Annotated in this window: 25 protein-coding genes and 1 other RNA gene; 12 read left to right on the top strand and 14 right to left on the bottom strand. The window is 69.4% G+C overall.

Features of this window, described 5'->3' with window-relative positions:
* Positions 1–571 precede the first annotated feature (571 nt).
* Positions 572–1444: a methylenetetrahydrofolate reductase [NAD(P)H] gene (gene metF / locus EV662_RS08270; protein WP_132461692.1), complete on the bottom strand. Its 873-nt coding sequence runs from the start codon at positions 1442–1444 to the stop codon at positions 572–574.
* A 101-nt stretch (positions 1445–1545) separates the two neighbouring features.
* On the opposite strand from metF, the gene EV662_RS08265 reads away from it, so the two are divergent.
* Positions 1546–2463, top strand: coding sequence for a LysR family transcriptional regulator (locus EV662_RS08265; RefSeq protein WP_132461691.1), 918 nt, complete (start codon positions 1546–1548; stop codon positions 2461–2463).
* A 170-nt stretch (positions 2464–2633) separates the two neighbouring features.
* On the opposite strand, the gene EV662_RS08260 is transcribed toward EV662_RS08265, so the two are convergent.
* Positions 2634–3488: a LysR family transcriptional regulator gene (locus EV662_RS08260; RefSeq protein WP_132461690.1), complete on the bottom strand. Its 855-nt coding sequence runs from the start codon at positions 3486–3488 to the stop codon at positions 2634–2636.
* A gap of 124 nt (positions 3489–3612) precedes the next feature.
* Between EV662_RS08260 and EV662_RS08255 the strand changes: the two genes are divergently transcribed.
* Together EV662_RS08255 and EV662_RS08250 are read left to right on the top strand one after the other, a co-directional pair.
* The gene (locus EV662_RS08255) at positions 3613–3831 is read left to right on the top strand and encodes a DUF1127 domain-containing protein (protein ID WP_132461689.1); all 219 of its coding nucleotides are present in this window, start codon (positions 3613–3615) and stop codon (positions 3829–3831) included.
* A 150-nt stretch (positions 3832–3981) separates the two neighbouring features.
* Positions 3982–4734 carry a Bax inhibitor-1/YccA family protein gene (locus EV662_RS08250; RefSeq protein WP_132461688.1) on the top strand — a complete coding sequence of 251 codons (753 nt, stop codon included), beginning with the start codon at positions 3982–3984 and terminating at the stop codon, positions 4732–4734.
* A gap of 252 nt (positions 4735–4986) precedes the next feature.
* Here EV662_RS08250 and EV662_RS08245 read toward each other — a convergent pair whose 3' ends face one another.
* From EV662_RS08245 to gatC, 9 genes are all read right to left on the bottom strand, one after another.
* Complete coding sequence (locus EV662_RS08245) at positions 4987–6510, bottom strand: ArnT family glycosyltransferase (protein WP_132461687.1); 1524 nt, start codon at positions 6508–6510, stop codon at positions 4987–4989.
* 128 nt (positions 6511–6638) lie between these two features.
* Positions 6639–6806, bottom strand: a complete 168-nt coding sequence (gene rpmG / locus EV662_RS08240; protein WP_008233681.1) for a 50S ribosomal protein L33 — start codon at positions 6804–6806, stop codon at positions 6639–6641.
* Positions 6807–6891: 85 nt separating this feature from the next.
* Positions 6892–7641, bottom strand: a complete 750-nt coding sequence (locus EV662_RS08235) for a DUF533 domain-containing protein (protein ID WP_165915554.1) — start codon at positions 7639–7641, stop codon at positions 6892–6894.
* Positions 7642–7747: 106 nt separating this feature from the next.
* Positions 7748–8455, bottom strand: a complete 708-nt coding sequence (locus EV662_RS08230) for a DUF533 domain-containing protein (RefSeq protein ID WP_132461685.1) — start codon at positions 8453–8455, stop codon at positions 7748–7750.
* A gap of 114 nt (positions 8456–8569) precedes the next feature.
* An RNA gene (gene rnpB, locus EV662_RS08225) (RNase P RNA component class A) lies at positions 8570–8946 on the bottom strand.
* 11 nt (positions 8947–8957) lie between these two features.
* Positions 8958–9644 carry an N-acetylmuramoyl-L-alanine amidase gene (locus tag EV662_RS08220; protein WP_132461684.1) on the bottom strand — a complete coding sequence of 229 codons (687 nt, stop codon included), beginning with the start codon at positions 9642–9644 and terminating at the stop codon, positions 8958–8960.
* 4 nt (positions 9645–9648) lie between these two features.
* Positions 9649–10317, bottom strand: coding sequence for a hypothetical protein (locus EV662_RS08215; RefSeq protein ID WP_132461683.1), 669 nt, complete (start codon positions 10315–10317; stop codon positions 9649–9651).
* A gap of 36 nt (positions 10318–10353) precedes the next feature.
* Positions 10354–11835, bottom strand: coding sequence for an Asp-tRNA(Asn)/Glu-tRNA(Gln) amidotransferase subunit GatA (gene gatA / locus EV662_RS08210; RefSeq protein WP_132461682.1), 1482 nt, complete (start codon positions 11833–11835; stop codon positions 10354–10356).
* Positions 11836–11839: 4 nt separating this feature from the next.
* On the bottom strand, positions 11840–12127 hold the full coding sequence (gene gatC / locus EV662_RS08205) for an Asp-tRNA(Asn)/Glu-tRNA(Gln) amidotransferase subunit GatC (protein ID WP_132461681.1): 288 nt from the start codon (positions 12125–12127) through the stop codon (positions 11840–11842).
* A 183-nt stretch (positions 12128–12310) separates the two neighbouring features.
* Between gatC and purU the strand changes: the two genes are divergently transcribed.
* Positions 12311–13171 (top strand): formyltetrahydrofolate deformylase, encoded by an 861-nt coding sequence (gene purU, locus EV662_RS08200; protein ID WP_132461680.1) that lies wholly within the window; start codon positions 12311–12313, stop codon positions 13169–13171.
* Between the two features lie 130 nt (positions 13172–13301).
* On the opposite strand, the gene EV662_RS08195 is transcribed toward purU, so the two are convergent.
* Positions 13302–13961 (bottom strand): hypothetical protein, encoded by a 660-nt coding sequence (locus tag EV662_RS08195; protein ID WP_132461679.1) that lies wholly within the window; start codon positions 13959–13961, stop codon positions 13302–13304.
* 75 nt (positions 13962–14036) lie between these two features.
* Here EV662_RS08195 and EV662_RS08190 point away from each other — a divergent pair, with 75 nt between their 5' ends.
* Complete coding sequence (locus EV662_RS08190; protein WP_132461678.1) at positions 14037–14729, top strand: metal-dependent hydrolase; 693 nt, start codon at positions 14037–14039, stop codon at positions 14727–14729.
* A gap of 88 nt (positions 14730–14817) precedes the next feature.
* Here EV662_RS08190 and EV662_RS08185 read toward each other — a convergent pair whose 3' ends face one another.
* A complete protein-coding gene (locus tag EV662_RS08185) occupies positions 14818–15270 on the bottom strand; it encodes a nucleoside deaminase (protein ID WP_132461677.1) in 453 nt (150 codons plus the stop codon).
* A gap of 74 nt (positions 15271–15344) precedes the next feature.
* On the opposite strand from EV662_RS08185, the gene EV662_RS08180 reads away from it, so the two are divergent.
* From EV662_RS08180 to EV662_RS20030, 7 genes are all read left to right on the top strand, one after another.
* Positions 15345–16154: a pseudouridine synthase gene (locus EV662_RS08180; RefSeq protein ID WP_132461676.1), complete on the top strand. Its 810-nt coding sequence runs from the start codon at positions 15345–15347 to the stop codon at positions 16152–16154.
* 152 nt (positions 16155–16306) lie between these two features.
* Positions 16307–17218 carry a 5-bromo-4-chloroindolyl phosphate hydrolysis family protein gene (locus EV662_RS08175; RefSeq protein WP_132461675.1) on the top strand — a complete coding sequence of 304 codons (912 nt, stop codon included), beginning with the start codon at positions 16307–16309 and terminating at the stop codon, positions 17216–17218.
* Positions 17219–17223: 5 nt separating this feature from the next.
* Positions 17224–18402 (top strand): toxic anion resistance protein, encoded by a 1179-nt coding sequence (locus EV662_RS08170; protein WP_132461674.1) that lies wholly within the window; start codon positions 17224–17226, stop codon positions 18400–18402.
* 19 nt (positions 18403–18421) lie between these two features.
* Entirely contained in the window at positions 18422–19348 is a 927-nt protein-coding gene (locus EV662_RS08165) for a DUF2927 domain-containing protein (RefSeq protein WP_132461673.1), read from the top strand.
* A 99-nt stretch (positions 19349–19447) separates the two neighbouring features.
* Entirely contained in the window at positions 19448–20545 is a 1098-nt protein-coding gene (locus EV662_RS08160; protein WP_132461672.1) for an SPFH domain-containing protein, read from the top strand.
* Positions 20546–20566: 21 nt separating this feature from the next.
* Complete coding sequence (locus EV662_RS08155; protein ID WP_132461671.1) at positions 20567–21706, top strand: TFIIB-type zinc finger domain-containing protein; 1140 nt, start codon at positions 20567–20569, stop codon at positions 21704–21706.
* Between the two features lie 224 nt (positions 21707–21930).
* Positions 21931–22056 carry a hypothetical protein gene (locus EV662_RS20030; RefSeq protein WP_279533246.1) on the top strand — a complete coding sequence of 42 codons (126 nt, stop codon included), beginning with the start codon at positions 21931–21933 and terminating at the stop codon, positions 22054–22056.
* 55 nt (positions 22057–22111) lie between these two features.
* Here EV662_RS20030 and EV662_RS08150 read toward each other — a convergent pair whose 3' ends face one another.
* Positions 22112–22531 carry an Hsp20/alpha crystallin family protein gene (locus EV662_RS08150; protein ID WP_132461670.1) on the bottom strand — a complete coding sequence of 140 codons (420 nt, stop codon included), beginning with the start codon at positions 22529–22531 and terminating at the stop codon, positions 22112–22114.
* Between the last annotated feature and the right edge of the window lie 41 nt (positions 22532–22572).

Below are 22572 nucleotides of genomic sequence, written 5' to 3'. Positions count from 1 at the left end.
GCTCCCGCCCCCCCCCCGCGGCCGGCGGGGGGCGGGCGCCCGGGGGGGGGGGGGGCGCCCGCCCCCCCCCGGGGGGGGGCGGGGGGGGGGGGGGGGGCCGGGGGGGGGGGGGGGGGGGGGCCCCCCCCCCCGCCGCCCCCCCCGGTCACGTTTTCCTGCCAGACCGCCACAAGGTGAACGGAACACGGACGGAAACCGGCCTGCCCGGCCGCCGAAACGACACGCAGAACATCGTGCCCGACCTTGGCCACACGCCGCCATGCCCGGACCTGCCGGCTTGGATCGTGTGGCCCGATATCCGCCTCGGTTTCCCATGGCCCAGGCATCGCCCCGCGTTCGCGTCGGAAAGGGTCGCGCGCGATACGGCGCACCCGGCACGAACCGCCCCGGGAAAAGCGAGGCCGCCACGCCATTCCAGGCACCCCCGGGCAGGGGCACCGCTCCACCGGCACATGCAAAACGGAACGGGGCCGGGGGCGTCAGCCCCCGGCCCCCGGTCGCCCCGGCGCAGCCGGGGCGAAACCCTCAGGACAAGCTTGCCGGCGATCCCGCCCGCGGGCCGCCGCGCCCGTCAGGCGACCTTTTCCAGGTGCGCCTGGGTCTGCACGCCAAGGGCATGGCAGATATCGCGCGTCAGGTGCGGCTTGTTCAGCGTGTAGAAATGGAAATCCTGCACGCCCCCCTCCATCAGCTTGGAGCACAGCTCGGTCGCCATCGCCTTGCCCAAGAGTTCCTCGCGCCCGTCCCGAACCGCCTTGTCGAACGCCTCGTCCACCCAGGCCGGCACATGCGCGCCACAGCGTTCGGCGAACCGGCGCACGCCGGCCCATTTCTCGATCGGCAGGATGCCGGGAATGATCTTCGCGCCGTCGATGCCCGCCGCATCGCACTCGTCGCGGAACCGGAAAAAGGTCTCGGCCTCGAAGAAGAACTGGGTGATCGCGGAATCGGCCCCCGCCTCGAACTTGCGCTTCAGCCACTGCACGTCATGGCCCACGCCCTGCGATTCGGGATGCGGGTCCGGGTACGCGCCGACCCGAATGGTAAAGGCTGCACGCGCCGCCAGCGCCTCGATCAACTCGCAGGAATTGGCAAAGCCGTCGGGATGGGCCGTGAACGCGCCCTGCCCCTTCGGCGGATCGCCGCGCAGCGCCACGATCTCCGTCACGCCGGCCTGCGCATAGGAATCGACGATCTCCATCGTCTCGGCCCGGGTCGCCTCGACGCAGGTCAGATGCGCGGCCACGTTCAACCCGTAATGCTTGTGGATGGTTTCCACCGCGTCATGGGTCAGCTTGCGCGTGGTCCCGCCCGCGCCATAGGTCACCGAAACGAATTGCGGCTTCAGCGGCGCCAGCGCCTGCACCGTGTCCCACAGGCGAAAGCTCGCCTCGATGGATTGCGGCGGGAAGAATTCGAAGGAAACGCGGGGGGCGGCGGACATGGGGCTCTCTCCGGAGGATTCGGCGTGAGGATGCTTGTCGCACGATGCAAACTGTGAAACAAACTCATAGTTCTCAAGATGAATATGAGTATCGCGACAATATGCATCTGGAGTTGCGCCACCTGCGCACGATCAAGGCGATCCACGACGCGGGCGGCCTGGCGCGCGCGGCCGAACGGCTGAACATCACCCAATCGGCGCTCAGCCACCAGGTCAAGGGGCTGGAAGAGCAGGTGGGCCTGGAGCTTTTCGTCCGCCGGACCAAGCCCTTGCGGCTGTCGGCGGCGGGGCTGCGCCTGCTGCGCGCGGCCGAACGCGTCCTGCCCGAGATCACCGCGCTGCAGGCCGAATTCCAGGGGCTGAAATCCGGCCGGTCGGGGCGGCTGCACATCACGCTGGAATGCCACGCCTGCTATGACTGGCTCTTGCCGGTGCTCGAATCCTTCCGCAAGGCCTGGCCCGAGGTCGATGTCGACATCCGCCCCGGCCTGTCCTTCGACGCGCTGCCCGCGCTGGAACGCGAAGAAGTCGACCTGGTGATCTCCTCCGATCCCGAGGACCACGAGGGGCTGACCTTCGCCCCGCTCTTCGACTACGAACCGGTCTTCGTCTGCGCCGCCACCCACCCGCTGGCCGACAGGCCCTTCGTCGAGGCCGAGGATTTCCGCGACCAGACGCTGATCACCTACCCGGTGGACCGCGCGCGGCTGGACGTGTTCGCCGGGCTCCTGGGCCCGGCCCGGGTGGAACCGCTGGCGGTGCGCCCCGTCGAACTGACGGCGGTGATCCTGATGCTGGTGGCCTCGGGGCGCGGGGTGACGGTGCTGCCCGACTGGGTGGTACGCGACGCGCGCGGCGGCGCGGACCTGGCGGTGCGGCGGGTGACCGAGGCCGGGCTGACGAAACGCATCTATGCCGCCACCCGCACCGAGGACGCCGCGCGCCCCTATATCGCGCATTTCGTGCGGCTCGCGCGCAGCGAACCGGTCAAGCTGCAGCGGGCGATCCCGGCGGGCTGACCGGATGCGGCGCCGCGCCGCCGCCGCGCAAAGGTGCCATACCCGCCCCATCGGCAGGCGCGACAATGGCCCGGGTCCTTCTTCTGGCGGAAAATATCCCGGGGGGAGTCCGCAGGACGGGGGGCAGCGCCCCCCTTGCCCCCTGCACCGCGATCGCGCCCGCCCCGCCGCTATCGCCCGCGATAGGCCTGGCGGATCAGGTCGGCCAGATCGCCCGTGACCTGGCCGGCGGACACGTCCGAAACATAAAGGTTGATCTTGGTCTTGGTCAGCTCGGGCAGCGCGCCGCCGTGCTGGATGCGCTCGACATAGGGCGGCAACGCGCCCTCCACCACCGTGTGCACGGCCAGGTCGGCCGACACGCTGGCCTCGACGGTGCGGATCGATTCGCTTTCCACCGCCATTTCCCACGCAATCCCCGCCCGGTCCAGCGCCGCCTGCACCCCCTGGCGAAAGATACAGGCATGTTCATAGGCAAGCCGCAGCGGGCGTTGCCGCCAGGCCTGTCCGCCGATCGCGCCCACCCAGACCAGCGGCAGTTCGACCAGCGTCTCGCCCGCCTCGCCCACCCGGTCCTCCGTGGCCAGCATGATGTCGACCTCGCCGCGCCGGAACTGCTCGCGCAGCCGCGTCGTGTAAGAGGACAGCAGTTGCACCTTGACCCGGGGATATTCGGCGGTGAACCGGTTCAGCACCTGCGGGATCGCGGGGTAGACGATGTCGTGGGGCACGCCCAGCACGATCTCGCCCTCGAATTCCTGCGCGGTCATCCGGGCGTAGACCTCGTCGTTCAGCGCAAGGATCCGGCGGGCATAGCCCAGCAACTGTTCGCCCGCCGCCGTCAGCTTCACCCGCCGCTCGGACCGGTCCAGAAGCTGCAAGTCCAGCGCCTCTTCCAGCCGCTTCAGCTGCATCGAGACCGCCGATTGCGTGACGTTCAGAAAGCCCGCGGCACGGGTCACGCCGCCGGCTTCGGACACCGCCACGAAAGACCGCAGCGCGGTCATGTCCAGGTTGCGCGGCATATCACGATCCCTGATTCAAATCATAACAATCATTCGTTTGCGGAATGGACCATCTCGCGCCATAAAGATCAAGAACAATGATTGGTGGGCCCGGACCCATCACCGAATCGAAAGAGGCATGGCCATGGCACATATCTTCGCAGACACCCGCATCGCGCCCCGCCCGCACGATGTCCCGGCGCTTTTCCGGCGCCTGGTGCTGGGCCTTGGCGCGGCCCGCCAGCGCCGGCGCCTGGCCGAGCTGGACGAGGCGCTGCTGCGCGATATCGGCCTGACCCGCGACGAGGCCGTGGCCGAGGCGCGCCGCCCGGTCTGGGACGTGCCGCAAAGCTGGCTGCGCTAGACGGCGGGCCGGCTGACGAAATCGTTAAGGAAACGTGCCGTTTTCACGCGCGCGCGACTTGAATTGTGCCCCGTCCCCGCCGATATTTCCCGGCAGAGGCGGGGTTTTTCATGGCTTGCCCGCCGATTGTGAACTCTGAGGAGGCAGTCAATGGCTGACTACAACACGATCCGCGCGGGCCAGACGGCTGGTGTGCGCACCACCGCGCAGATTGACGAGGGCCTTCGCGCCCACATGAACAAGGTCTACGGCACGATGTCGGTGGGCATGGTGATCACCGCGCTGGCCGCGTGGGCGATCTCGGGCCTGGCGGTCACGCCCGAGGGCACGCTGTCGGGCCTGGGCCAGGCGCTGTATGCCTCGCCGCTGAAATGGCTGGTCATGTTCGCGCCGCTGATCTTCGTGTTCGGCTTCAGCGCGGGCATCAACCGCATGTCGGCGGCCACCGCGCAGGTGGTGTTCTACGCCTTTGCCGCGGTGATGGGCATCTCGCTCAGCTCGATCTTCCTGGTGTTTACCGGCATCTCGATCGTGCAGACCTTCCTGATCACCGCGATCGCCTTCGCGGGCCTGTCGCTGTGGGGCTATACCACCAAGAAGGACATCTCGGGCTGGGGGTCGTTCCTGATCATGGGCGTGATCGGCCTGATCGTCGCCTCGATCGTGAACATCTTCCTCGCCTCGCCGGCGATCATGTTCGCGATCTCGTCGCTCGGCGTGCTGATCTTCGCGGGCCTGACCGCCTATGACACCCAGCGGATCAAGACCGACTACATCCAGCACGCGCAGGCGATGGACAGCGAATGGCTGGGCAAGTCGGCGATCATGGGCGCACTGAACCTGTATCTCGACTTCATCAACCTGTTCATGTTCCTGCTTCAGTTCCTCGGCAACCGCGAGTGATCTGCGGGAACATCCAGACCCAAAGGGCCGGTGGCGACACCGGCCCTTTTTCGTTGCGCGCGCCGCGCGAAACGCAGGCGGCCGGGGGATGCCGTGCCTCGGGCCGCCATGGGCGCGGATGCGGGCCGTGTCTCTCTCGCGTGGCGTGTCATGGCGTGCCTCCCGGACCGTGGCTGTCACGCCAACGATAGCACGGTCCAGCCCGGACGCCACCGCCCCCGTACCGCGCCGCCGGCCCGACCTAGGCGCGTCTCAGCGCGCCGCCTCGGCCGTCCAGAACACATAGCCCGCCTGTTCTGCGCCGCGCACAAGGCCGACCAGCCTGTCAGCGATCCGGTCAAGCTCCGCATTCGTACAGACACCCCGAAGCGGGCCCGGCATCCGGCCCCGTTCGAGCCACCGGTCGACCTGGCCGGGACTGTCCAGCCCCACGAAGGGCCGGCCGTGAACCGCGGCATAATAGGACACCGCCCCCGGCAGGAACCGCGTCTCGCGGGTCCAGTTGCAGGTGACCAGCGTCTCGTCGGGGCGCAACAGACCGGCCATCTCGGACAGCACGGCGATCTGCGTTTGCAGACGCGCCGACTGCTCCAACCGCAGCGCGTCCGCCGACCGGATCGGCCCGCCACTGGCCGCCGATATCGCAAGCACCAGCCCCCAGCCCAGCCAGCGCACCCGGAACAGCGACAGCGCCACCACCGCCAGCGCCGCGGCCAGAAGCGGCACGAAGATCAGCGTATAGCGGGCATAGACGCTGCCGCCCGCCAGCCCCATCGCCACCACGTAGATCGCGAACAGCGCCGCGACGGCCAGCAATTCGGGCCGCCGCAGATGCCACGGCAGCCACAGCAGGGCAGCAATCGCGGGCAGCCGCCAGAACGGTTCACCACTGACGATCAACTGCCAAAGATCATGGCCCGAGCGCGGATCCTTGAGCGGCCGGACGGGGGCGAAACGTTCGATCATCTGCCCGCCGTAAAGGTCCTCCAGCACCTCGCCGCCATACAGCACCGTCTGGAACAGCGGCCAGGCCAGCGCGGCGAGAATCGCCAGCCGCAGCCCCCGCAGGAAATGCGGGCTGTCCTTCAGCCGCGCATAGGCGAAATCGTGGCGCGCGCGGGTCAGGTTCAGCGCCCAGATGAACAACAGCACCAGAACCAGCCCGATCGGCGCCTTCTGCAACGCGCCCAGACCCACGAACAACGCCATCCCGTACCACCACAGCGGCCGGCGCAGCGCCAGGATCGCGGCGATCAGCGCCAGCGTCGCGAACAGCGCCGCGCCGGTATCCAGCATGGCCGAGGTGGCGAGGCTCCAGAACTGGAACGAACTGGCACACAGCAGCACCGCCGCCGGAATCGCCCAGGGCAGCCCCGGCAGCAGGATCGCCGCCAGCCAGCCCGTGGCCGCCAGCGTGCCCAGCGCGAACAGCATCGAGGGCAGCCGCAGCGCCACTTCCAGGTCGGCGCCGGCCTGCATCAGGGCGCCGGTCATCCAGTATTGCAGCGGCGGCTTGCGGAACCCCGGCTCGTTCTTGTTGTAGACGGTCAGCCAATCATCGTGCCGGGCGAACCCGGCGGACCGGTCAAGCGTGTGGAACTCGTCATACCACGAGATACCGCCCGCGGGGATGTGGCCCAGATGAACGCCCCAGGCCACCGCGATCACCAGGCCCGCGACCAGCACGGGAAGGATGCCGCGCCCTGGCGCGGCGCGCGACACGGACGGCGGGTCGGCGAAGATCCGTTGGCGCAGGTTGGAAAAGCTGGCGTTCATGGGCGTCTCTCGGCGGCTGGCACCCGGCGATCCTAGGGGGTTTCCGGCCTGACCGGAACCGGCCGCCCGCTCAAATGAAAAGGGCCGCGCCCGGCGGCACGGCCCTGAAACATCGTCGCAAGATCGGATTACTTGATCTTGCCTTCCTTGTATTCCACGTGCTTGCGGACCACGGGATCGTATTTCTTGATCACCATCTTCTCGGTCATCGTGCGGGCGTTCTTCTTGGTCACGTAGAAATGCCCGGTCCCCGCGGTCGAGTTCAGGCGGATCTTGATGGTGGTCGGCTTCGCCATGTCTTATCTCCGTCGCGCGGGCCGGCATCGCCGCCGCCCCGTTGAATTCCATGAAGCCCGCGTTTTAGCGATCCGCGCCCCCGAGTCAAGCGGGTTCGTCCGGGGGCGTGGCGGGCCGGTCGCCCAGCACCTGCGGCAGCCGCATCGCGTGGTGAATCCGGGTGCGCGCGGCGCGGCCCATATGCATCGCCTCGGCCAGCCGGTCCAGATAGGCGATCTCGGCGGCATTGGCGATATCCACCGTCAGCACCGAGGCGGCATAGACCGCGGTGCGCTGATAGCTGCCGGTCTCGGCGGCCAGCGCCTCGATATCGACGGGGCGCGCCATCTCGGCCTCGACGAAGGCGCGCTCGTCCTCGGACAGATCACCCAGCACCTCCATGATCCGCGCGCGCTCGCCCGCGTCGATCTCGCCGTCCGACTTGGCCGCCTGGATCATCGCCCGGATCATCAGCCGCGCGTTCTTTTCCAGCGTGGCGCCCGGGGGCGTGCCGCTGCCCAGCGCCGCGAACAGGTCGCGCGCGTTGCCCGACCCCGCCCAGCCGGCCCCGGCCAGCGCCGCCAGCAGCCCGCCCAGCCCCATCACCGCGCTGTCGCCCGTGCCCCGCGCCCGCGCGCCGATCCAGCCCAGCGACTTTTCCAGCCCGGCCGACCCGCCCGGCACCTGCATCCGTTCCAAAAGCGCGCCGACCTGCGGTCCGATCCCGGATTTCGAGGCCGACCACCCAAGGCTGCGCGCCAGACCCGCGCCGCCGCCCATGCCCTGGAACCTCTCAAGCCCCTTGGCCGCGGCAAAGCCCACGGCAAGGGTGGCCATCGTCCTGACAAAACTCATGCTGTCTCCGTCCCGCTGTCCGGCGCGCCTCCACGGCCAGACTAGCCGCAGCCACGCGCCGGCCCAACCGCCCCGTTGTCGCGCATCCCCGCCGCGGGCAGGCGGATCAGCCGGGCAATCCCATCGCCGCGCGGATCTGCGCGACACGCCCGGCATCCAGCCCCAGCGCCGCGGCCAGCGCCGACAGGTATTGCGCCTCGGCCGGGCTGTCGACGCGCACGGCGCTTGCCGCCGTCGCATAGACCTGCGCGCGCATCGCCTCCGTGGTGTCGTTGGCCAGGGCCACCGGGTCGACCGGCGCGGCCAGTTCCGCCGCGACGAAGGCGCGTTCTTCGTCGGACACGTCGCCGAGCACCTCCATGATCTTCGCCTGCTCCTCGGCGTCGATCTGGCCGTCGGCCTTGGCCGCCTGGATCATCGCCCGGATCATCAGCTTGGCGTTCTCTTCCTGCGTGGTGCTGGCCGCCGTGGTGCCGGTCAGCGCGTCCACCATCTGGGCGGCCTGTTCGGTGCCCGCCGCCGCCGCACCGCCCAGGGACGCCATCAGCCCCGCCAGCCCCTCGGTCGCCGCCTCGCCGGCCTGCTGGGTGGTCTGGCCCATGCGCGCCATCATGTCCTGCAGCGCCTTGGTCCCGCCGGGCACGCCCATCCGTTCCATGATGCCGTCGAACTGCGCGGTCATCTGCGACAGCTGTTCGTTCGATTTCAGCTTGTCCTGCAGGCCGGCCATGCCGCCCATCTTGCGATACTGTTCCACCCCCTTGGCGGCAGCGAAGCCCGCAGCCAGCGTGGCCAATGTGCGAACGAAACTCATGGCAATCCTCCCTTTCCACGATGCACGATTCGAAATGTCGGGCGCGTGTGGCGGCACACGCCCTTGCCAAGTCTACAGGCTTTCCCGGCCGGGCGGGAATTTTCCGGAAAGGCGATGCGCGGACGGCCTGTAAGCCGGATTCTGTCCGGGGCCTCGCGGCCCCTGGATGACCATTCCTCTACGCGCACCGTTGCCGGTGCGCTTTAGCTGCCAACCCGGACCCCTGGGCCGAAGCCGCCCTGCGGACGCGCCGCGCGGGGTCCCTATTCGGCATTGCTCCCGGTGGGGCTTGCCGTGCCGGTCCTGTTGCCAGTCCCGCGGTGGGCTCTTACCCCACCGTTTCACCCTTACCCCCGGGCGGACCCGAAGGCGGTCTGTTCTCTGTGGCGCTTTCCCTGGGGTTGCCCCCGCCGGGCGTTACCCGGCACCGTTGCCTCGTGGAGTCCGGACTTTCCTCGGGGGCGGACCCCCGCGGCCATCCGGCCATCCGCGCCCGCCCTAGTTAGGAACTCGGCCCCCCGCGGTCAACGGGGAAGCGCCGCGCGAGGTCGGCCGCCGCCGCCATGTCGCCGGGCGACAGCGGCCCCGTGGCCCAGGGGCGGAACCGCTGGCGGAACGCCTCCAGCACGTCGCCCGTCGGCCAGCCCTTGCCATAGCCGATCCGCGCCGTCGCGGCGCGGAATGCCGCCTCGTCCGGCGCGCCCACCTCGCCCGCCTCGGGCCAGACCGACAGGCCCAGCCGCGCCAGCCGCCGCCAGTCGAACCGCCGTCCCGGGTCGGATTTCCGCCCCGGCGCCATGTCGGAATGCGCGATCACCCGTTCGGGCGGCACGCCGTGGCGCGCCATGATCCCCGGCAAAAGCCCCTCCAGCGTAGCCATAAGCGGCTGGGAAAACGGCTCGTCGCCGCGATTGTCCAGTTCGATCCCGATCGAGCGGGAATTGACGTCCCCCACCGCCCCCCAGCAGCCCGCCCCGGCATGCCAGGCGCGCGTATCCTCGTCGACCAGCTGGAACAGCCGGCCGTCGCGGGCGACCAGGTAATGCGCCGAAACCTGTGCCGCCGGGTCGCACAGGCGGGCCAGCGCGCCGTCCAGGTCCATCGCGGTGTAATGCAGAACCACCATGTCGGGCCGCGCGCCGTCGCGCCGTGGCCCGCAATTGGGCGAGGGCCGCCAGAGCGGCGTCATCGCCCTAGCGCAGCGCGGCGCGGAACGGCGTCGGGTCCCAGTAGCAGGCGAACCCGTCGCCGTCGGGGTCGATGCCCAGCCTGTCGCGCTCGGGGCCGCCGGCCTTCAGGAACGCCTCTTGCGCCCGGTCGGGCGAGGCGTATTTCGCGCAGTTCCGCTGAAAGCGCGCCTCGCTCACCCGGCCCGCGCGGCGATAGCGCGGCTCGCCCACGCGGTTCGGCGCGCTGATCGCGTATTCCACGATGTTCGGCCCCGAGGCGCCCGTGCGCCCCGGCAGCGGCTGGGGTTCGATGAACTTGTATTGCTCGCGCTGGGCCTCCAGCCGCTCGCGGTCGCTCTGGATCGTCTCGCGCGAACTGACCGCGGCAAAGCTTTGCTCGTCCGAGATGCCGGGATTGTCGATCTCCGCCTGCCCCTGAACCTGCGGCTGGGGCTGCGGCTGGGGCGCGGCGGCGGCTTGGGCCGCGGGCCCCAGCGTCGCCAGAGTCTGGGCGGCGATCGCGGCGCCGTCGCCGGCCGGGGCGCGCACGGTCACCTCTTCGCGCAGCGCCCGCTCGCGCTGGGCGCTGTAGCTGTCATAGCTGTTGAAGCCGACGCCCGCGGCGGAATCGGGCACCGCGGGCTCGCAGGCCGCCAGCGCCAGCACCGCCAGGACCGGAAGACCAAACCGCATCGCGTCCACCCTGCTCTTGTTGTCCGGTCGCGGGTCTTACCACCATTTGGCCGGCTTGGAAACAAAGCCCGCCGCGCGCTCAAGGACTTGTGCGGTATTCAGCAGATCGCCTTCCTCCCAGGGCCGGCCGATCAGCTGCAGGCCAAGCGGCAGCCCCTGCCCGTCCAGACCCGCCGGGACGGAAATCCCCGGCAGCCCGGCCAGGTTCACCGTCACCGTGAACACGTCGTTCAGGTACATCTGCACCGGGTCGGCATCCTGCATCTCGCCCAGCCCGAACGCGGCCGAGGGCGTCGCGGGCGTCAGGATCGCGTCGACGCCCGCCGCGAAGACCTCGTCGAAATCGCGCTTGATCAGGGCGCGAACCTTGCGGGCGCGGTTGTAATAGGCGTCGTAGAACCCCGCGGACAACACGTAGGTGCCGATCATCACCCGGCGCTGCACCTCGGGGCCGAACCCCTCGGCGCGGGTCTTTTCGTACATCTCGACGATGCCGTCGCCCTGGCCCAGCTTGGCGCGGTGGCCATAGCGCACCCCGTCATAGCGCGCGAGGTTACTGGACGCCTCGGCGGGCGCGATCACGTAATAGGCGGGCAGCGCGTATTTGGTGTGCGGCAGGCTGATATCGACGATCTTCGCCCCCGCATCGCGCAGCATCTCGGCGCCCTGGTGCCAAAGCTTCTCGATCTCGGCGGGCATGCCCTCCATGCGGTACTCCCGCGGAATGCCGATGGTCTTGCCGCGGATATCGCCACTCAGCGCCGCCTCGAAATCCGGCACGGGCAATTCGGCGCTGGTCGAATCCTTCGGATCGTGGCCCGCCATCGCGCCCAGCATGATCGCGGCGTCCTGCACCGTCTTGGTCATCGGCCCGGCCTGGTCCAGCGACGAAGCAAAGGCCACCACCCCCCAGCGCGAACAGCGGCCATAGGTGGGTTTCAGGCCGACGATGCCGGTAAACGCCGCCGGTTGCCGGATCGAACCGCCGGTATCGGTGCCCGTGGCGGCCAGGCACAGATCGGCGGCCACCGCCGCCGCCGAGCCCCCCGAGGACCCCCCCGGCGTCAGCGCGCGGTCGTCCACCTTCCAGGGGTTCACCGCGTTGCCATAGACGCTGGTCTCGTTGGACGAGCCCATCGCGAACTCGTCCATGTTCAGCTTGCCCAGCATCACCGCGCCCGCATCCCACAGGTTCTGGGTGACGGTGGATTCGTATTCGGGCCGAAAGCCGTTCAGGATATGGGACGCCGCCTGGCTGGCCACGCCGCGCGTGCAGAACAGGTCCTTGATGCCCAGCGGCAGGCCGCACATCGCCGGCGCGTCGCCCGCGGCGATGCGGGCATCGGCGGCCTTGGCCTGCTCCAGCGCGAGTTCCGGCGTCCGGTGGACGAAGGCGTTCAGCGCCCCCGCGCCCTCGATCTCGGACAGGCAGGCCTCGGTCAGCGCGACGGACGTCGTCTCGCCCGCCCGCAGCGCGTCGCGGGCCCCGGCCAGCGTCAGCTTGGTCAGATCGCTCATCGGATCACTCCACCACCTTTGGCACCGCGAAGAACCCCTCGCGGGCATCGGGCGCGTTCGACAGGATCTTTTCGGCCATGCCGCCATCGGTGACGACATCCTCGCGCCGCTTCAGCCGCATCGGCGTGACCGACGTCATCGGCTCGACGCCTTCGACATCGACCTCGTTCAACTGTTCCATGAAGGTCAGGATGCCCGACAGCTGCTGCGCAAGGGCTGGCAGATCGGCTTCGTCGACGGCGATCCGGGCCAGATGCGCCACCCGCCGCGCGGTATCGATGTCGATGGACATGGGGCCGGCTCTCCTGCTTGGGAAATCTCGCCCCCGCGTTTAGCCCCGGGATGCGCGCGCTGCAAGGGTGCCTCCCGCAGGCGCGGAAAGGGGAAAATGCGCTTGAAGTCGGGGCGGCGGTCTCTCACACCGGGGCCGCCCGGTCCCCGGGCGCCCCATTCCCCTGCCGAAGAGACAGTCGCCATGCCCGCCACGCACTTCATCCTGACCCTGACCTGCGACGACCAGCGCGGGATCGTCGCCGCCGTCGCCAATGCCGTCACCGCGCTGGGCGGCAATATCCAGGACAGCGACCAGTTCCGCGACCCCGAAAGCAACCGCTTCTTCATGCGCATCGCCTTCGACACCGAGGCCCCCGCCCAGGCCGAGGCGCTGCAGACCCGGCTGGCCCCGGTCTTCGCGGGCTATGGCATGCAGGCCGAGGTGGTCGATGCGGACCGGCGGCCCAAGATCATCCTGATGGTGTCGAAATTCGACCACGCGCTGTTGCACCTGCTTTACCAGATCAGGGTGGGATGGATGCAGGCCGAGGTGGTGGCGATCGTGTCCAACCACGAGGACAGCCGCCCCACCGCCGAGGCCCACGGCATTCCCTATCACCACTTGCCGGTCACCAGGGACACCAAGGCCGAGCAGGAGGCGCGCCTGCTGGACCTGGTCGAGGAGACGGGCGCCGAACTGGTGGTGCTGGCGCGCTACATGCAGGTGCTGTCGGACGGGCTGAGCCGGGCGCTGGCGGGCCGGGTGATCAACATCCACCACTCGTTCCTGCCGTCGTTCAAGGGCGCGAAACCCTATCACCAGGCGCATGAGCGCGGCGTCAAGCTGATCGGGGCGACGGCGCATTACGTCACCGCCGACCTGGACGAAGGCCCGATCATCGAGCAGGAGGCCGAGCGGGTGAACCACGCGCTGTCGGCCGAGGATTACGTGGCGGTGGGCCGCGACATCGAAAGCCGGGTACTGGCGCGCGCGGTGCGGTTGCACCTGCAGCGCCGCGTGCTGCTGAACGGGCACAAGACGGTGGTGTTCATGCCCGGGTAAGGGGGTGCTCCCGCCCCCGGCCGGCGCGGGGCATGCGCCCCGCTTGTCCGGCGTTGGGCCGGGCCGCGCGGCAAGCCGCGCGGTGCCTCCGGCGGGGATATTTGGGCCAGAAGAAGGACCGGTGCGGGGGTCAGGCGGCCGGGCCGGGTGCCGGGCGGGCATGGTGGCGGCGGTAGACCTCGATCATCCAGCCGAGCAGCGCCCCGTTCAGCAGGTGCCACAGGAAATGCGTGCCGATGGGCCAGGCGGGGCAAAGCGGTTCGTCGAACGTGCGGAAGGTCAGCGAGACGATCAGCATCCCGCCGCCCAGCGCCAGCCCCCGCGCGGTGGCGGGCGCGCGGCCTGCGAGCAGGGCGGCATAGACCAGGATCAGGAGCGCGACGGGCGCGTAGCCTGCCGAGCTGCCCAACCAGGAAAGCTGGCCGAAGGCCCGGCCGGCGGCGGCGGCGTAGGGGAAGAACAGTGCCGTCAGGCCCAGCGCGGGCCAGGCCCCAAGCCCCCAGAAGGCCCGGTTCGCGGCGTAGAGGTAGAGCAGGATGAAGCCGAGGATCGGCAGCACGTCGGCGGCCGCGGCCCAGACCGTCGCCCGGGTGTGGAACAGGAAGCTGCCCAGCCCGATCGCCGCCAGCACGACGCAGAGCGCGCGGCCCAGCGCCAGGCCCGCGGTGCGCCGCCACATCACCGCCGCGGCGACCAGGAAAGCCGCGTTGGTCAGCGCGTTCACCGGCTCGGACCAATGGGTGAAATCGGTCCGCTCGCAATAGGCGTCGACTTGCGCCATCCAGTCCATGGAAAACGGCTCCGGCTCTGCTAGGCTTGGGCGAAAATCTAGGGCCCGGGGCCCGCAGGCGATAGGGAGCGTTCCATGAAAATCACCTGGCTTGGCCATTCCGGCTTTCGTATCGAGATCGCGGGTCAGATCCTGCTGGTGGACCCGTGGCTGACCGGGAACCCGATGTTCCCCGAGGCCCGCCGCGCCGAGGCGATCGGGGGGGCCACGCATGTGCTGCTCACCCATGGTCATGGCGACCATTCGGCCGATGCCATCGCCATCGCGCGCGAGCTGTCGATCCCCGTGGTCGGGATCTACGACCTGGTCACCTGGTGGCAGGAGAAGGAGGGAATCGAGGTCGTCGGCTTCAACAAGGGCGGCACGGTGGCGTTGGGCGATGTCGCGGTGACGATGGTGAACGCCACGCATTCCTCCTCGGTTTCGGGGCCGGACGGGCCGGTCTACGCGGGCGGCGAGGCGGGGTTCATGATTTCGGGCGAGGGTCACACGATCTATGTCTCGGGCGATACCGACGTGATGGCCGACATGGAGATCTTCAACGACCTGCACGGCCCCGATATCGGCATCCTTTGCGCGGGGGGGCATTTCACCATGGACATGAAGCGCGCGGCCTACGCGGCGCGGACCTTCTTCGATTTCAAGATGGTGATTCCCTGCCATTACCGGACCTTCCCGCTGCTGGAGCAATCGGCAGAACTGCTGAAGCAGGAACTGCCCGACGTGAAGGTGGTGGAACCCGAGGTTCTGGTGCCGGTCGAGGTCTAGGCGGCGGGCGGCGGTTGGGGGGCGCTGCCCCCCGTCCTGCGGACTCCCCCCGGGATATTTCCAGCCAGAAGAAGGTCGATGAGGCCCGCTAGCGCCGTGCGGCGAAGAACGCCTTGAGCAGGCGTTCCGCCTCGGCCGCGCCGATGCCGTCATAGACCTGCGGCACGTGGTGGCTTTGCGGGTGGTCGAAGACGCGCGGGCCATGTGCCACGCCCCCCGATTTCGGGTCCGCCGCGCCGTAATACAGCCGCGCGATGCGGGCCTGGGAAATCGCCGAGGCGCACATCGGGCAGGGTTCCAGCGTCACGTAAAGGTCATATCCCACAAGCCGTTCCGAGCCGACCTTGGCGCAGGCCGCGCGCAGCGCCAACAGTTCCGCATGGGCCGTCGGATCGCACAGCTCGCGCGTGCGGTTGCCGGCGCGGGCCACCACCTCGCCCGTGGGCGAGACGACGACGGCGCCCACCGGCACCTCGCCGCGGGCGGCGGCGGCGCGGGCCTCGGCCAGGGCGGCGTCCATATGGCTGCGAAACGGGCTCATGCCCCGTGATCGCCCAGCCCCCGCCCCTGCGCAAGCCGCTTTCCGCGGTCCGCGATCCGGCGTAAACCGGGGTCATGGAACAGGATACCCCAAAGGGCGATCGCATCGCCAAGGTGCTGGCGCGGGCCGGCGTCGCCTCGCGCCGCGAGGCCGAACGGATGATCGAGGCCGGGCGCGTCTCGGTGAACGGGCGCCGGATCGACAGTCCGGCGCTTAACGTGGGGCCCAGCGACCGGATCGAGGTCGACGGCGCCCCCCTGGCCGAGCCCGACCCGCCGCGGCTGTGGCTGTATCACAAGCCGCAGGGGCTGGTGACCAGCGCCCGCGACGAAAAGGGCCGCGACACGGTGTTCGACAAGCTGCCCGAGGACATGCCGCGGGTGATGTCGGTGGGCCGGCTCGACCTCAATTCCGAGGGGCTCTTGCTGCTGACCAATGACGGCGAGATCAAGCGGCGGCTGGAACTGCCCTCGACCGGCTGGCTGCGGAAATACCGGGTGCGGGTCAAGGGCACGCCCAGCGACGACACGCTGGCCCCGCTGCGCGCGGGACTCACGATCGAGGGCGAGCGGTTCCAGCCCATGGAGGTGTCGCTCGACCGCCAGCAGGGCGCGAATGCCTGGCTGACCGTGGGGCTGCGCGAGGGCCGGAACCGCGAGATCCGCCGCGCGATGGAGGCGATCGGGCTGAGCGTGAACCGGCTGATCCGGGTCGGCTATGGCCCGTTCCGGCTGGGCGATCTGAAACCCGGCGAGGTCGAGGAGGTGCGCGCGCGCGTCGTCCGCGACCAGCTTGGCCTTGATGCCGGCGACGGCACCGGCGGGGCGCCGGCCAAACCGCGCCCGCAACGCCGGCGGAAAGCCCCCGCCCGACGGCGAAATTGACCATACGGCTTGCTTTTCACGGCGCTGTCGCATCCCATGTATAGGGGATAGGCGAATTCGGAGAGGCGCATGTCCGAAAGCGGGCTGCAGAAACTGGCCTTCATGCTGTTGGTGTTCCTCGTCTTCTACGTCGCGGCGACGGGGGGCAATTGATGGCACAGCGCTATGGCGGCAAGTTCAGCCCCGCCCCGCCGGCCGAAGGCGGCGCGATTCCGCCGCGCCACCCGTTCCACGGGCGGCGCCCGCGCCGCGCCGCAAGCCGGTCGAACATCATGTTCTTCCTGCCGATGCCGCTGGCGGTGCGCGCCTTTGCCGGCGGCCCCGCCGAGATGGCGCTGGAACTGACGGCCTTCGGGGTGCTGATCCTGGCCGCCTGGCTGACCCGCGAGGGGCTGAAGGCCGAAGACGCGTGGCTGGACCGCAAGATCGCCCGCCGCCCCGCGATCCCGCGCAAGATCTTCGGCTCGGCCCTGACCGGCGCGGGGCTTTTCCTGGCGGCGCTGGGGGGCGGCGCGGGGTTCCTGGGCCCGGCGATCTATGCGGTTCTGGGCATCGTGCTGCATTCCTTCGCCTTCGGGCTGGACCCGCTGAAGGACAAGGGCATGGCCGGCGTCGACAGCTTTCAGCAGGACCGCGTGGCGCGTGTCGTCGACGAGGCCGAACAGCACCTGAAAACCATGGCCGACGCGATCCGGCGCGCCGGCGACCGCCCGCTCGAGGCCCACGTCGAACGGTTCCAGGCCACCGTGCGCGAGATGTTCCGCACCGTCGAGGAAGACCCCCGCGACCTGACCGCGGCGCGCAAGTACCTGGTGGTCTACTTGCTGGGCGCGCGTGACGCGACGGTGAAATTCGCCGAGTATTATGCCCGCACCCGCGACCCCAAGGCGCGGGCCGATTACCAGACGCTTCTGCAGGATCTGGAAACCAACTTTTCCGCGAGAACGCGCGCGCTTCTGCTGGATGACCGCGCCGATCTGGATGTCGAAATCGAAGTGCTGCGCGACCGTCTGCAGCGTGAAGGCGTGCGCCCCGAGCCGGGCGCGTCCAACATGGGAGACTGACCGAGATGTCCGATACCGTGCGCCAGAAGGCCGAGGCCGCCCTGAAGGATGTGGAACACCTGACCGCCGTGATCCTGCCCGAACCCGCGGGCGAGATCGTCCCGCTTGCGGCCGCCGACGAACATGTCGCGCTTGGCATCCGCACCCGGATGGACGAGATCGACATGGCCGACACCAATTCGATCATCTCGTTCGGCTCCTCCGCCCAGGCCGAGCTGCAGGAGATCAGCCAGGCGATGCTGGCCGACGTCCGCAACAAGGACGTGGGCCCCGCCGGCGACAGCTTGCGCGACATCGTCACCACGATCCGCGGCTTCTCGGTCTCGGAACTGGACGTGCGCCGCGAACGCAGCTGGTGGGAAAAACTGCTGGGCCGCGCCGCGCCTTTTGCCAATTTCGTGGCGCGGTTCGAGGACGTGCAAAGCCAGATCGACAAGATCACCGACAACCTGCTGACCCACGAGCACACCCTGCTCAAGGACATCAAGTCGCTGGACAAGCTGTATGAAAAGACGCTGACCTTTTACGACGAACTGGCGCTTTACATCGCCGCGGGCGAGGAAAAGCTGCGCGAGCTGGACGAAAAGGACATCCCGGCCAAGGCCGCCGCGGTGGAGGCCGCCCCCGAGGCCGACCAGGTCATCAAGGCGCAGGAGCTGCGCGACCTGCGCGCCGCCCGCGACGACCTGGAACGCCGCGTGCACGACCTGAAACTGACGCGCCAGGTCACGATGCAGTCGCTGCCCTCGATCCGGCTGGTGCAGGAAAACGACAAGTCGCTGGTCACCAAGATCAACTCGACGCTGGTCAACACCGTGCCGCTGTGGGAAACCCAGCTGGCGCAGGCGGTGACGATTCAACGCTCGCGCGAGGCCGCCGAAGCCGTGCGCGAGGCGTCCGACCTGACCAACGAATTGCTGACGGCCAATGCCGAGAACCTGCGCGCCGCCAACAAGGTGGTGCGCGAAGAGATGGAGCGGGGCGTGTTCGACATCGAGGCGGTCAAGAAGGCCAATGCCGAACTGGTCGCGACGATCCAGGAAAGCCTGGCCATCGCCGACGAGGGCAAGGAACGCCGCGCCAAGGCCGAGGAAGAGCTGAAGAAGATGGAGGCCGACCTGCGCGACACGCTGGCCGCCGCGAAATCCCGCGCCCAGGGCGCGGGGTCCGTGCCGGGGGTCTGACACGCCCGTGACCGCCCGCATGCGCGCCCTTGTTTTGTCGGGTCTCGTTGCCGGGGCGTTGGCCGGGTGCCAGATCGCGCCCCCGACCAGCAGCCCCCGCCCCGCCCCGCGCCCCGAGGCGGCCGCCCCCCTGCCCTCGGCCGAAAGCGAGGCGATCGCCCGGCATTTCGCGCGGGTCGAGGCCGACCTTGTCGCGCGCGGGCTTTTGCGCACCGATGGCGATGCCCGCGACGTGCCGTTCTCGCGCCGCGCGCTGGTCGAAGATTTCATCCGCATCGCGCTGTACGACGAATATGTCTCGCGCTCGGGCCGGCTGGTCGCGCGCGAAACCCAAAGCCGGCTGCGCCGCTGGGAACAGCCGATCCGCATGGGGCTGGTGTTCGGCGCATCCGTCCCCGCGGCCCAGCGCGACAAGGACCGGGCCGAGATCTCGGCCTATACCCGGCGCCTGTCGGGGCTGACGCGCCTGCCGATCCGCATGGTGGACCCCGCGCAGGCGAATTTCCACGTGCTGATCCTGAACGAGGACGAGCGCCGCGCCATCGGCCCGCAGCTGCGCGACCTGGTGCCCGGCATCGACACCACCGCCGTGCGCACCATCGAGTCGATCCCGCGCTCGACCTTCTGCCTGGTGCTGGCCTTCTCGCGCGGCCAGTCCAGCACCTATTCGCGCGCCGTCGCGGTGATCCGGGGCGAACATCCCGAACGGCTGCGCCAGTCCTGCATCCACGAGGAACTGGCCCAGGGGCTGGGCCTGGCCAATGACAGCCCCGCGGCGCGCCCCTCGATCTTCAACGATGACGAGGAATTCGCCCTGCTGACGCCGCATGACGCGCTGCTGCTGAAAATCCTCTACGACCGCCGCCTGCGCCCCGGCATGGTCGAGTCCGAGGCCCGCCCCATCGTCGAGACCATCGCCGCCGAACTGATGGGGGGCGACAGCTAGGCCCCATCCACGCGTGACCCGGGCCCCGGGGGCGGGCTATACTCGCCCCGGCACGATCCAGAGGCCCGATCCACAGACCCGAACCGGAGGACCGACCCCATGGGCATCTTCGACTTTCTGTCCGGCGAGTTCATCGACGTCATCCACTGGACCGACGACACCCGCGACACCATGGTCTGGCGGTTCGAACGCGAGGGCCACGAGATCAAGTACGGCGCCAAGCTGACCGTGCGCGAAGGCCAGGCCGCCGTCTTCGTCCACGAGGGCCAGCTGGCCGACGTCTTCACCCCCGGCCTCTACATGCTGGAAACCAACAACATGCCGGTGCTGACCACGCTGCAGCACTGGGATCACGGGTTCAAATCGCCCTTCAAGTCGGAAATCTACTTCGTCAACACGACGCGGTTCACCGACCTGAAATGGGGCACCAAGAACCCGATCATGCTGCGCGACCCGGAATTCGGCCCAACCCGGCTGCGCGCCTATGGCACCTATTCGATCCGCGTGACCGACCCCGCGCGGTTCCTGGTGGAAATCGTCGGCACCGACGGCGAGTTCACCATGGACGAGATCGCCTTCCAGATCCGCAACATCATCGTGCAGGAAGTCAGCCGGGTGATCGCGCGCTCGGGCATCCCGGTGCTGGACATGGCGGCCAACACCGCGGACCTGGGCCGCCTGATCGCCACCGAGGTGTCGAAACCGCTCGCGGCCTACGGCCTGACCCTGCCCGAATTCTACATCGAGAACATCAGCCTGCCCCCCGCGGTGGAAAAGGCGCTGGACAAGCGGACCTCGATGGGAATCGCCGGCGATCTGGGCCGTTTCATGCAATATTCCGCGGCCGAAACGATGACCGAGGCCGCGCAGGCCCCCGCCGGCGGCGGCATGGCCGCGGGGCTGGGCGCGGGCATGGGCATGGCGATGGGCGCGCAGATGGCCCAGCCCGGCCCCTGGGGCGCGGCCCCCACCCCGCCGCCGCTCCCCGTCGAACATGTCTGGCACATCGCCGAAAAGGGCCAGACGCGCGGGCCGTTTTCCAAGGCCGCGCTCGGCCGGATGGCCGCCGAGGGCAGCCTGGGGCGCGACACCTTCGTCTGGACCGCCGGGCAGGACGGCTGGAAACGCGCCGAAGACATCACCGAGCTCGCCCAGCTTTTCACCGTCGCGCCCCCGCCCCCGCCGCCCGGGGCCTGACGCCCCGCCAAAGGCGCCCCCATGCCCGACACCGCGCCCCCGCCCGCGCCCGCCGAACACCGCTTTCCGTGTGACCAATGCGGCGCCGACCTGCGCTTTGCCCCCGCCCAGGGGCGTCTGGTCTGCGACCATTGCGGCCATGCCGAACCGATCGACGATCCCGGCCCTTGGGCCGGGGGCCTGGCCGAGCTCGACTTCCGCGCCGGCCTGGAAACCGCGCTGCCCGACACCGAGATGGAGGAGGTGCGGCGCCTGAAATGCCCCAATTGCGGCGCGGAATTCGAGATGGCGGCCGACCGGCACGCCACCGAATGCCCGTTCTGCGCCACCCCCGTCGTCACCGACACCGGGGCCCAGCGCCGGATCAAGCCGCAGGGCGTTCTGCCCTTCGCGCTCGAGGAACGCGATGCCCACACCGCGATGACCGACTGGCTGGGCCGGTTGTGGTTCGCGCCCAACGGCCTCAAGGACTACGCGCGCAAGGGCCGCCGGATGGACGGCATCTATGTCCCCTACTGGACCTACGACGCCGCCACCCACAGCCGCTATTCCGGCGCGCGCGGCACCGTCTATCACGAAACCCGCACCGTGATGCGCGACGGCAAGCCCCAGCGCGTGCAGGTGCAAAAGGTGCGCTGGGCGCCGGTCTCGGGCCGGGTGGCGCGCGCCTTCGACGATATCCTGGTGCTGGCCACCACCAGCCTGCCCAAGCGCTATACCGACGCCCTGCAACCCTGGGACCTGTCGGAACTGGACCCCTACCGGCCCGAATACCTCGCCGGGTTCCGCGCCGAGGGCTACACGGTGGGCTTGGACGAAGGGTTCGCCGAGGCGCGCGCGATCATGGACCGGGCGATCCGGCGCGACGTGAAATTCGACATCGGCGGCGACCGCCAGCGTATCGACAGGCTGCAAACCCAGGTCTCCGACGTGACCTTCAAACATGTGCTGCTGCCCGTCTGGCTGGCCGCCTACAAGTATCGCGGGCGCACCTACCGTTTCGTCGTGAACGGGCGCACCGGCCGGGTGCAGGGCGAACGGCCCTGGTCGGCCTGGAAGATCGCGCTGGCAGTGATCCTGGGGCTGCTGCTGGCCGCCGCGGTGGGCTATCTGGCCGCGCTGGGCCAGCAAGAGGGCGCCCTCGCCATCGAGTGGCAATAGCCCAAGGGGTTGATTTCCCGCGCCCCCGGGCGATATTTCAGGGGTCCGACCGGAACGCCGCGCCCCTTGGCGCGCATCACCGGTCCCGGGGCCCGTATGGCCGTGTCACGCGCGCCGCCCCGGTTTCGTTCGCCAGGATCCCCGCCTTGCGCGCCCCCCGATGGGGCGCCGCCCGCGGGCCGTTTTCCCGGTGTCCGACCAAGACCTGAAGAAAGGAGCAGCCCATGCGCCCCAGCATGACCGACGAAGAACTGAAACGCCGCATCGAAGACCTGCAAGCCGCGGGCATGACGCTCGCCGCCAAGACCCTGATGCGCGAACTCGGCCATCGCGAGAAGCAGGCCGCCTGATTGCGCGCCCACCGGATCGCGGGGGCGCCTCCGCCCCCGCGACCATGTCCCCGCCTCAGCCCTTGGCGATCGGGATCTCGGTCCCGCAGCCCGACTCTGACGGAGCCTTTTTGCCGACGCCGATGGTCAGCACCCCGTCCTTCAGTTCCGCCTTGACCGCCTTGCCGTCGGCATCGGGCGGCAGCCGGAAACTGCGCGAGAACGACCCGTATTCGCGTTCGCTGAAATACCAGGTCTCGCCGGTTTCCTCGCGGCTGGACTGCTTTTCGCCGGTGACCGTCACCACCCCGTCATCCAGCGACACCTTGATGTCCTTTTCCGCGACCCCGGGCAGTTCCATCCGGATGCGATAGCCGCCCTCGTCGACCGACGCCTCGGACGCCGGTGCGAACCAGTCCGCCACCCGCGACCCCAGGCCCCGGAACGGTTCGTAAAGCGAGGGCCAAAAGCCCGCGCTGTGGGATTTTTCGACCATCTCGACCTCCCCTCACATGGAAAGTTGCGATGGCCCGATCA

Origin of the sequence: Rhodovulum marinum, assembly GCF_004343075.1 — a bacterium.
GTDB classification, from domain to species: Bacteria; Pseudomonadota; Alphaproteobacteria; order Rhodobacterales; family Rhodobacteraceae; genus Rhodovulum; species Rhodovulum marinum.
The sequence above is the reverse complement of the archived record's forward strand: the minus strand, read 5'-3'. Positions and strand labels throughout refer to the sequence as shown.

What these genes read in the sequence shown, in the direction of transcription:
- metF (WP_132461692.1), bottom strand. Translation starts at nt 1,444, where the DNA reads ATGTCCGCCGCCCCCCGCGTTTCCTTCGAATTCTTCCCGCCGCAATCC.
- EV662_RS08265 (WP_132461691.1), top strand. Translation starts at nt 1,546, where the DNA reads ATGCATCTGGAGTTGCGCCACCTGCGCACGATCAAGGCGATCCACGAC.
- EV662_RS08260 (WP_132461690.1), bottom strand. Translation starts at nt 3,488, where the DNA reads ATGCCGCGCAACCTGGACATGACCGCGCTGCGGTCTTTCGTGGCGGTG.
- EV662_RS08255 (WP_132461689.1), top strand. Translation starts at nt 3,613, where the DNA reads ATGGCACATATCTTCGCAGACACCCGCATCGCGCCCCGCCCGCACGAT.
- EV662_RS08250 (WP_132461688.1), top strand. Translation starts at nt 3,982, where the DNA reads ATGGCTGACTACAACACGATCCGCGCGGGCCAGACGGCTGGTGTGCGC.
- EV662_RS08245 (WP_132461687.1), bottom strand. Translation starts at nt 6,510, where the DNA reads ATGAACGCCAGCTTTTCCAACCTGCGCCAACGGATCTTCGCCGACCCG.
- rpmG (WP_008233681.1), bottom strand. Translation starts at nt 6,806, where the DNA reads ATGGCGAAGCCGACCACCATCAAGATCCGCCTGAACTCGACCGCGGGG.
- EV662_RS08235 (WP_165915554.1), bottom strand. Translation starts at nt 7,641, where the DNA reads ATGAGTTTTGTCAGGACGATGGCCACCCTTGCCGTGGGCTTTGCCGCG.
- EV662_RS08230 (WP_132461685.1), bottom strand. Translation starts at nt 8,455, where the DNA reads ATGAGTTTCGTTCGCACATTGGCCACGCTGGCTGCGGGCTTCGCTGCC.
- EV662_RS08220 (WP_132461684.1), bottom strand. Translation starts at nt 9,644, where the DNA reads ATGACGCCGCTCTGGCGGCCCTCGCCCAATTGCGGGCCACGGCGCGAC.
- EV662_RS08215 (WP_132461683.1), bottom strand. Translation starts at nt 10,317, where the DNA reads ATGCGGTTTGGTCTTCCGGTCCTGGCGGTGCTGGCGCTGGCGGCCTGC.
- gatA (WP_132461682.1), bottom strand. Translation starts at nt 11,835, where the DNA reads ATGAGCGATCTGACCAAGCTGACGCTGGCCGGGGCCCGCGACGCGCTG.
- gatC (WP_132461681.1), bottom strand. Translation starts at nt 12,127, where the DNA reads ATGTCCATCGACATCGATACCGCGCGGCGGGTGGCGCATCTGGCCCGG.
- purU (WP_132461680.1), top strand. Translation starts at nt 12,311, where the DNA reads ATGCCCGCCACGCACTTCATCCTGACCCTGACCTGCGACGACCAGCGC.
- EV662_RS08195 (WP_132461679.1), bottom strand. Translation starts at nt 13,961, where the DNA reads ATGGACTGGATGGCGCAAGTCGACGCCTATTGCGAGCGGACCGATTTC.
- EV662_RS08190 (WP_132461678.1), top strand. Translation starts at nt 14,037, where the DNA reads ATGAAAATCACCTGGCTTGGCCATTCCGGCTTTCGTATCGAGATCGCG.
- EV662_RS08185 (WP_132461677.1), bottom strand. Translation starts at nt 15,270, where the DNA reads ATGAGCCCGTTTCGCAGCCATATGGACGCCGCCCTGGCCGAGGCCCGC.
- EV662_RS08180 (WP_132461676.1), top strand. Translation starts at nt 15,345, where the DNA reads ATGGAACAGGATACCCCAAAGGGCGATCGCATCGCCAAGGTGCTGGCG.
- EV662_RS08175 (WP_132461675.1), top strand. Translation starts at nt 16,307, where the DNA reads ATGGCACAGCGCTATGGCGGCAAGTTCAGCCCCGCCCCGCCGGCCGAA.
- EV662_RS08170 (WP_132461674.1), top strand. Translation starts at nt 17,224, where the DNA reads ATGTCCGATACCGTGCGCCAGAAGGCCGAGGCCGCCCTGAAGGATGTG.
- EV662_RS08165 (WP_132461673.1), top strand. Translation starts at nt 18,422, where the DNA reads ATGCGCGCCCTTGTTTTGTCGGGTCTCGTTGCCGGGGCGTTGGCCGGG.
- EV662_RS08160 (WP_132461672.1), top strand. Translation starts at nt 19,448, where the DNA reads ATGGGCATCTTCGACTTTCTGTCCGGCGAGTTCATCGACGTCATCCAC.
- EV662_RS08155 (WP_132461671.1), top strand. Translation starts at nt 20,567, where the DNA reads ATGCCCGACACCGCGCCCCCGCCCGCGCCCGCCGAACACCGCTTTCCG.
- EV662_RS20030 (WP_279533246.1), top strand. Translation starts at nt 21,931, where the DNA reads ATGCGCCCCAGCATGACCGACGAAGAACTGAAACGCCGCATCGAAGAC.
- EV662_RS08150 (WP_132461670.1), bottom strand. Translation starts at nt 22,531, where the DNA reads ATGGTCGAAAAATCCCACAGCGCGGGCTTTTGGCCCTCGCTTTACGAA.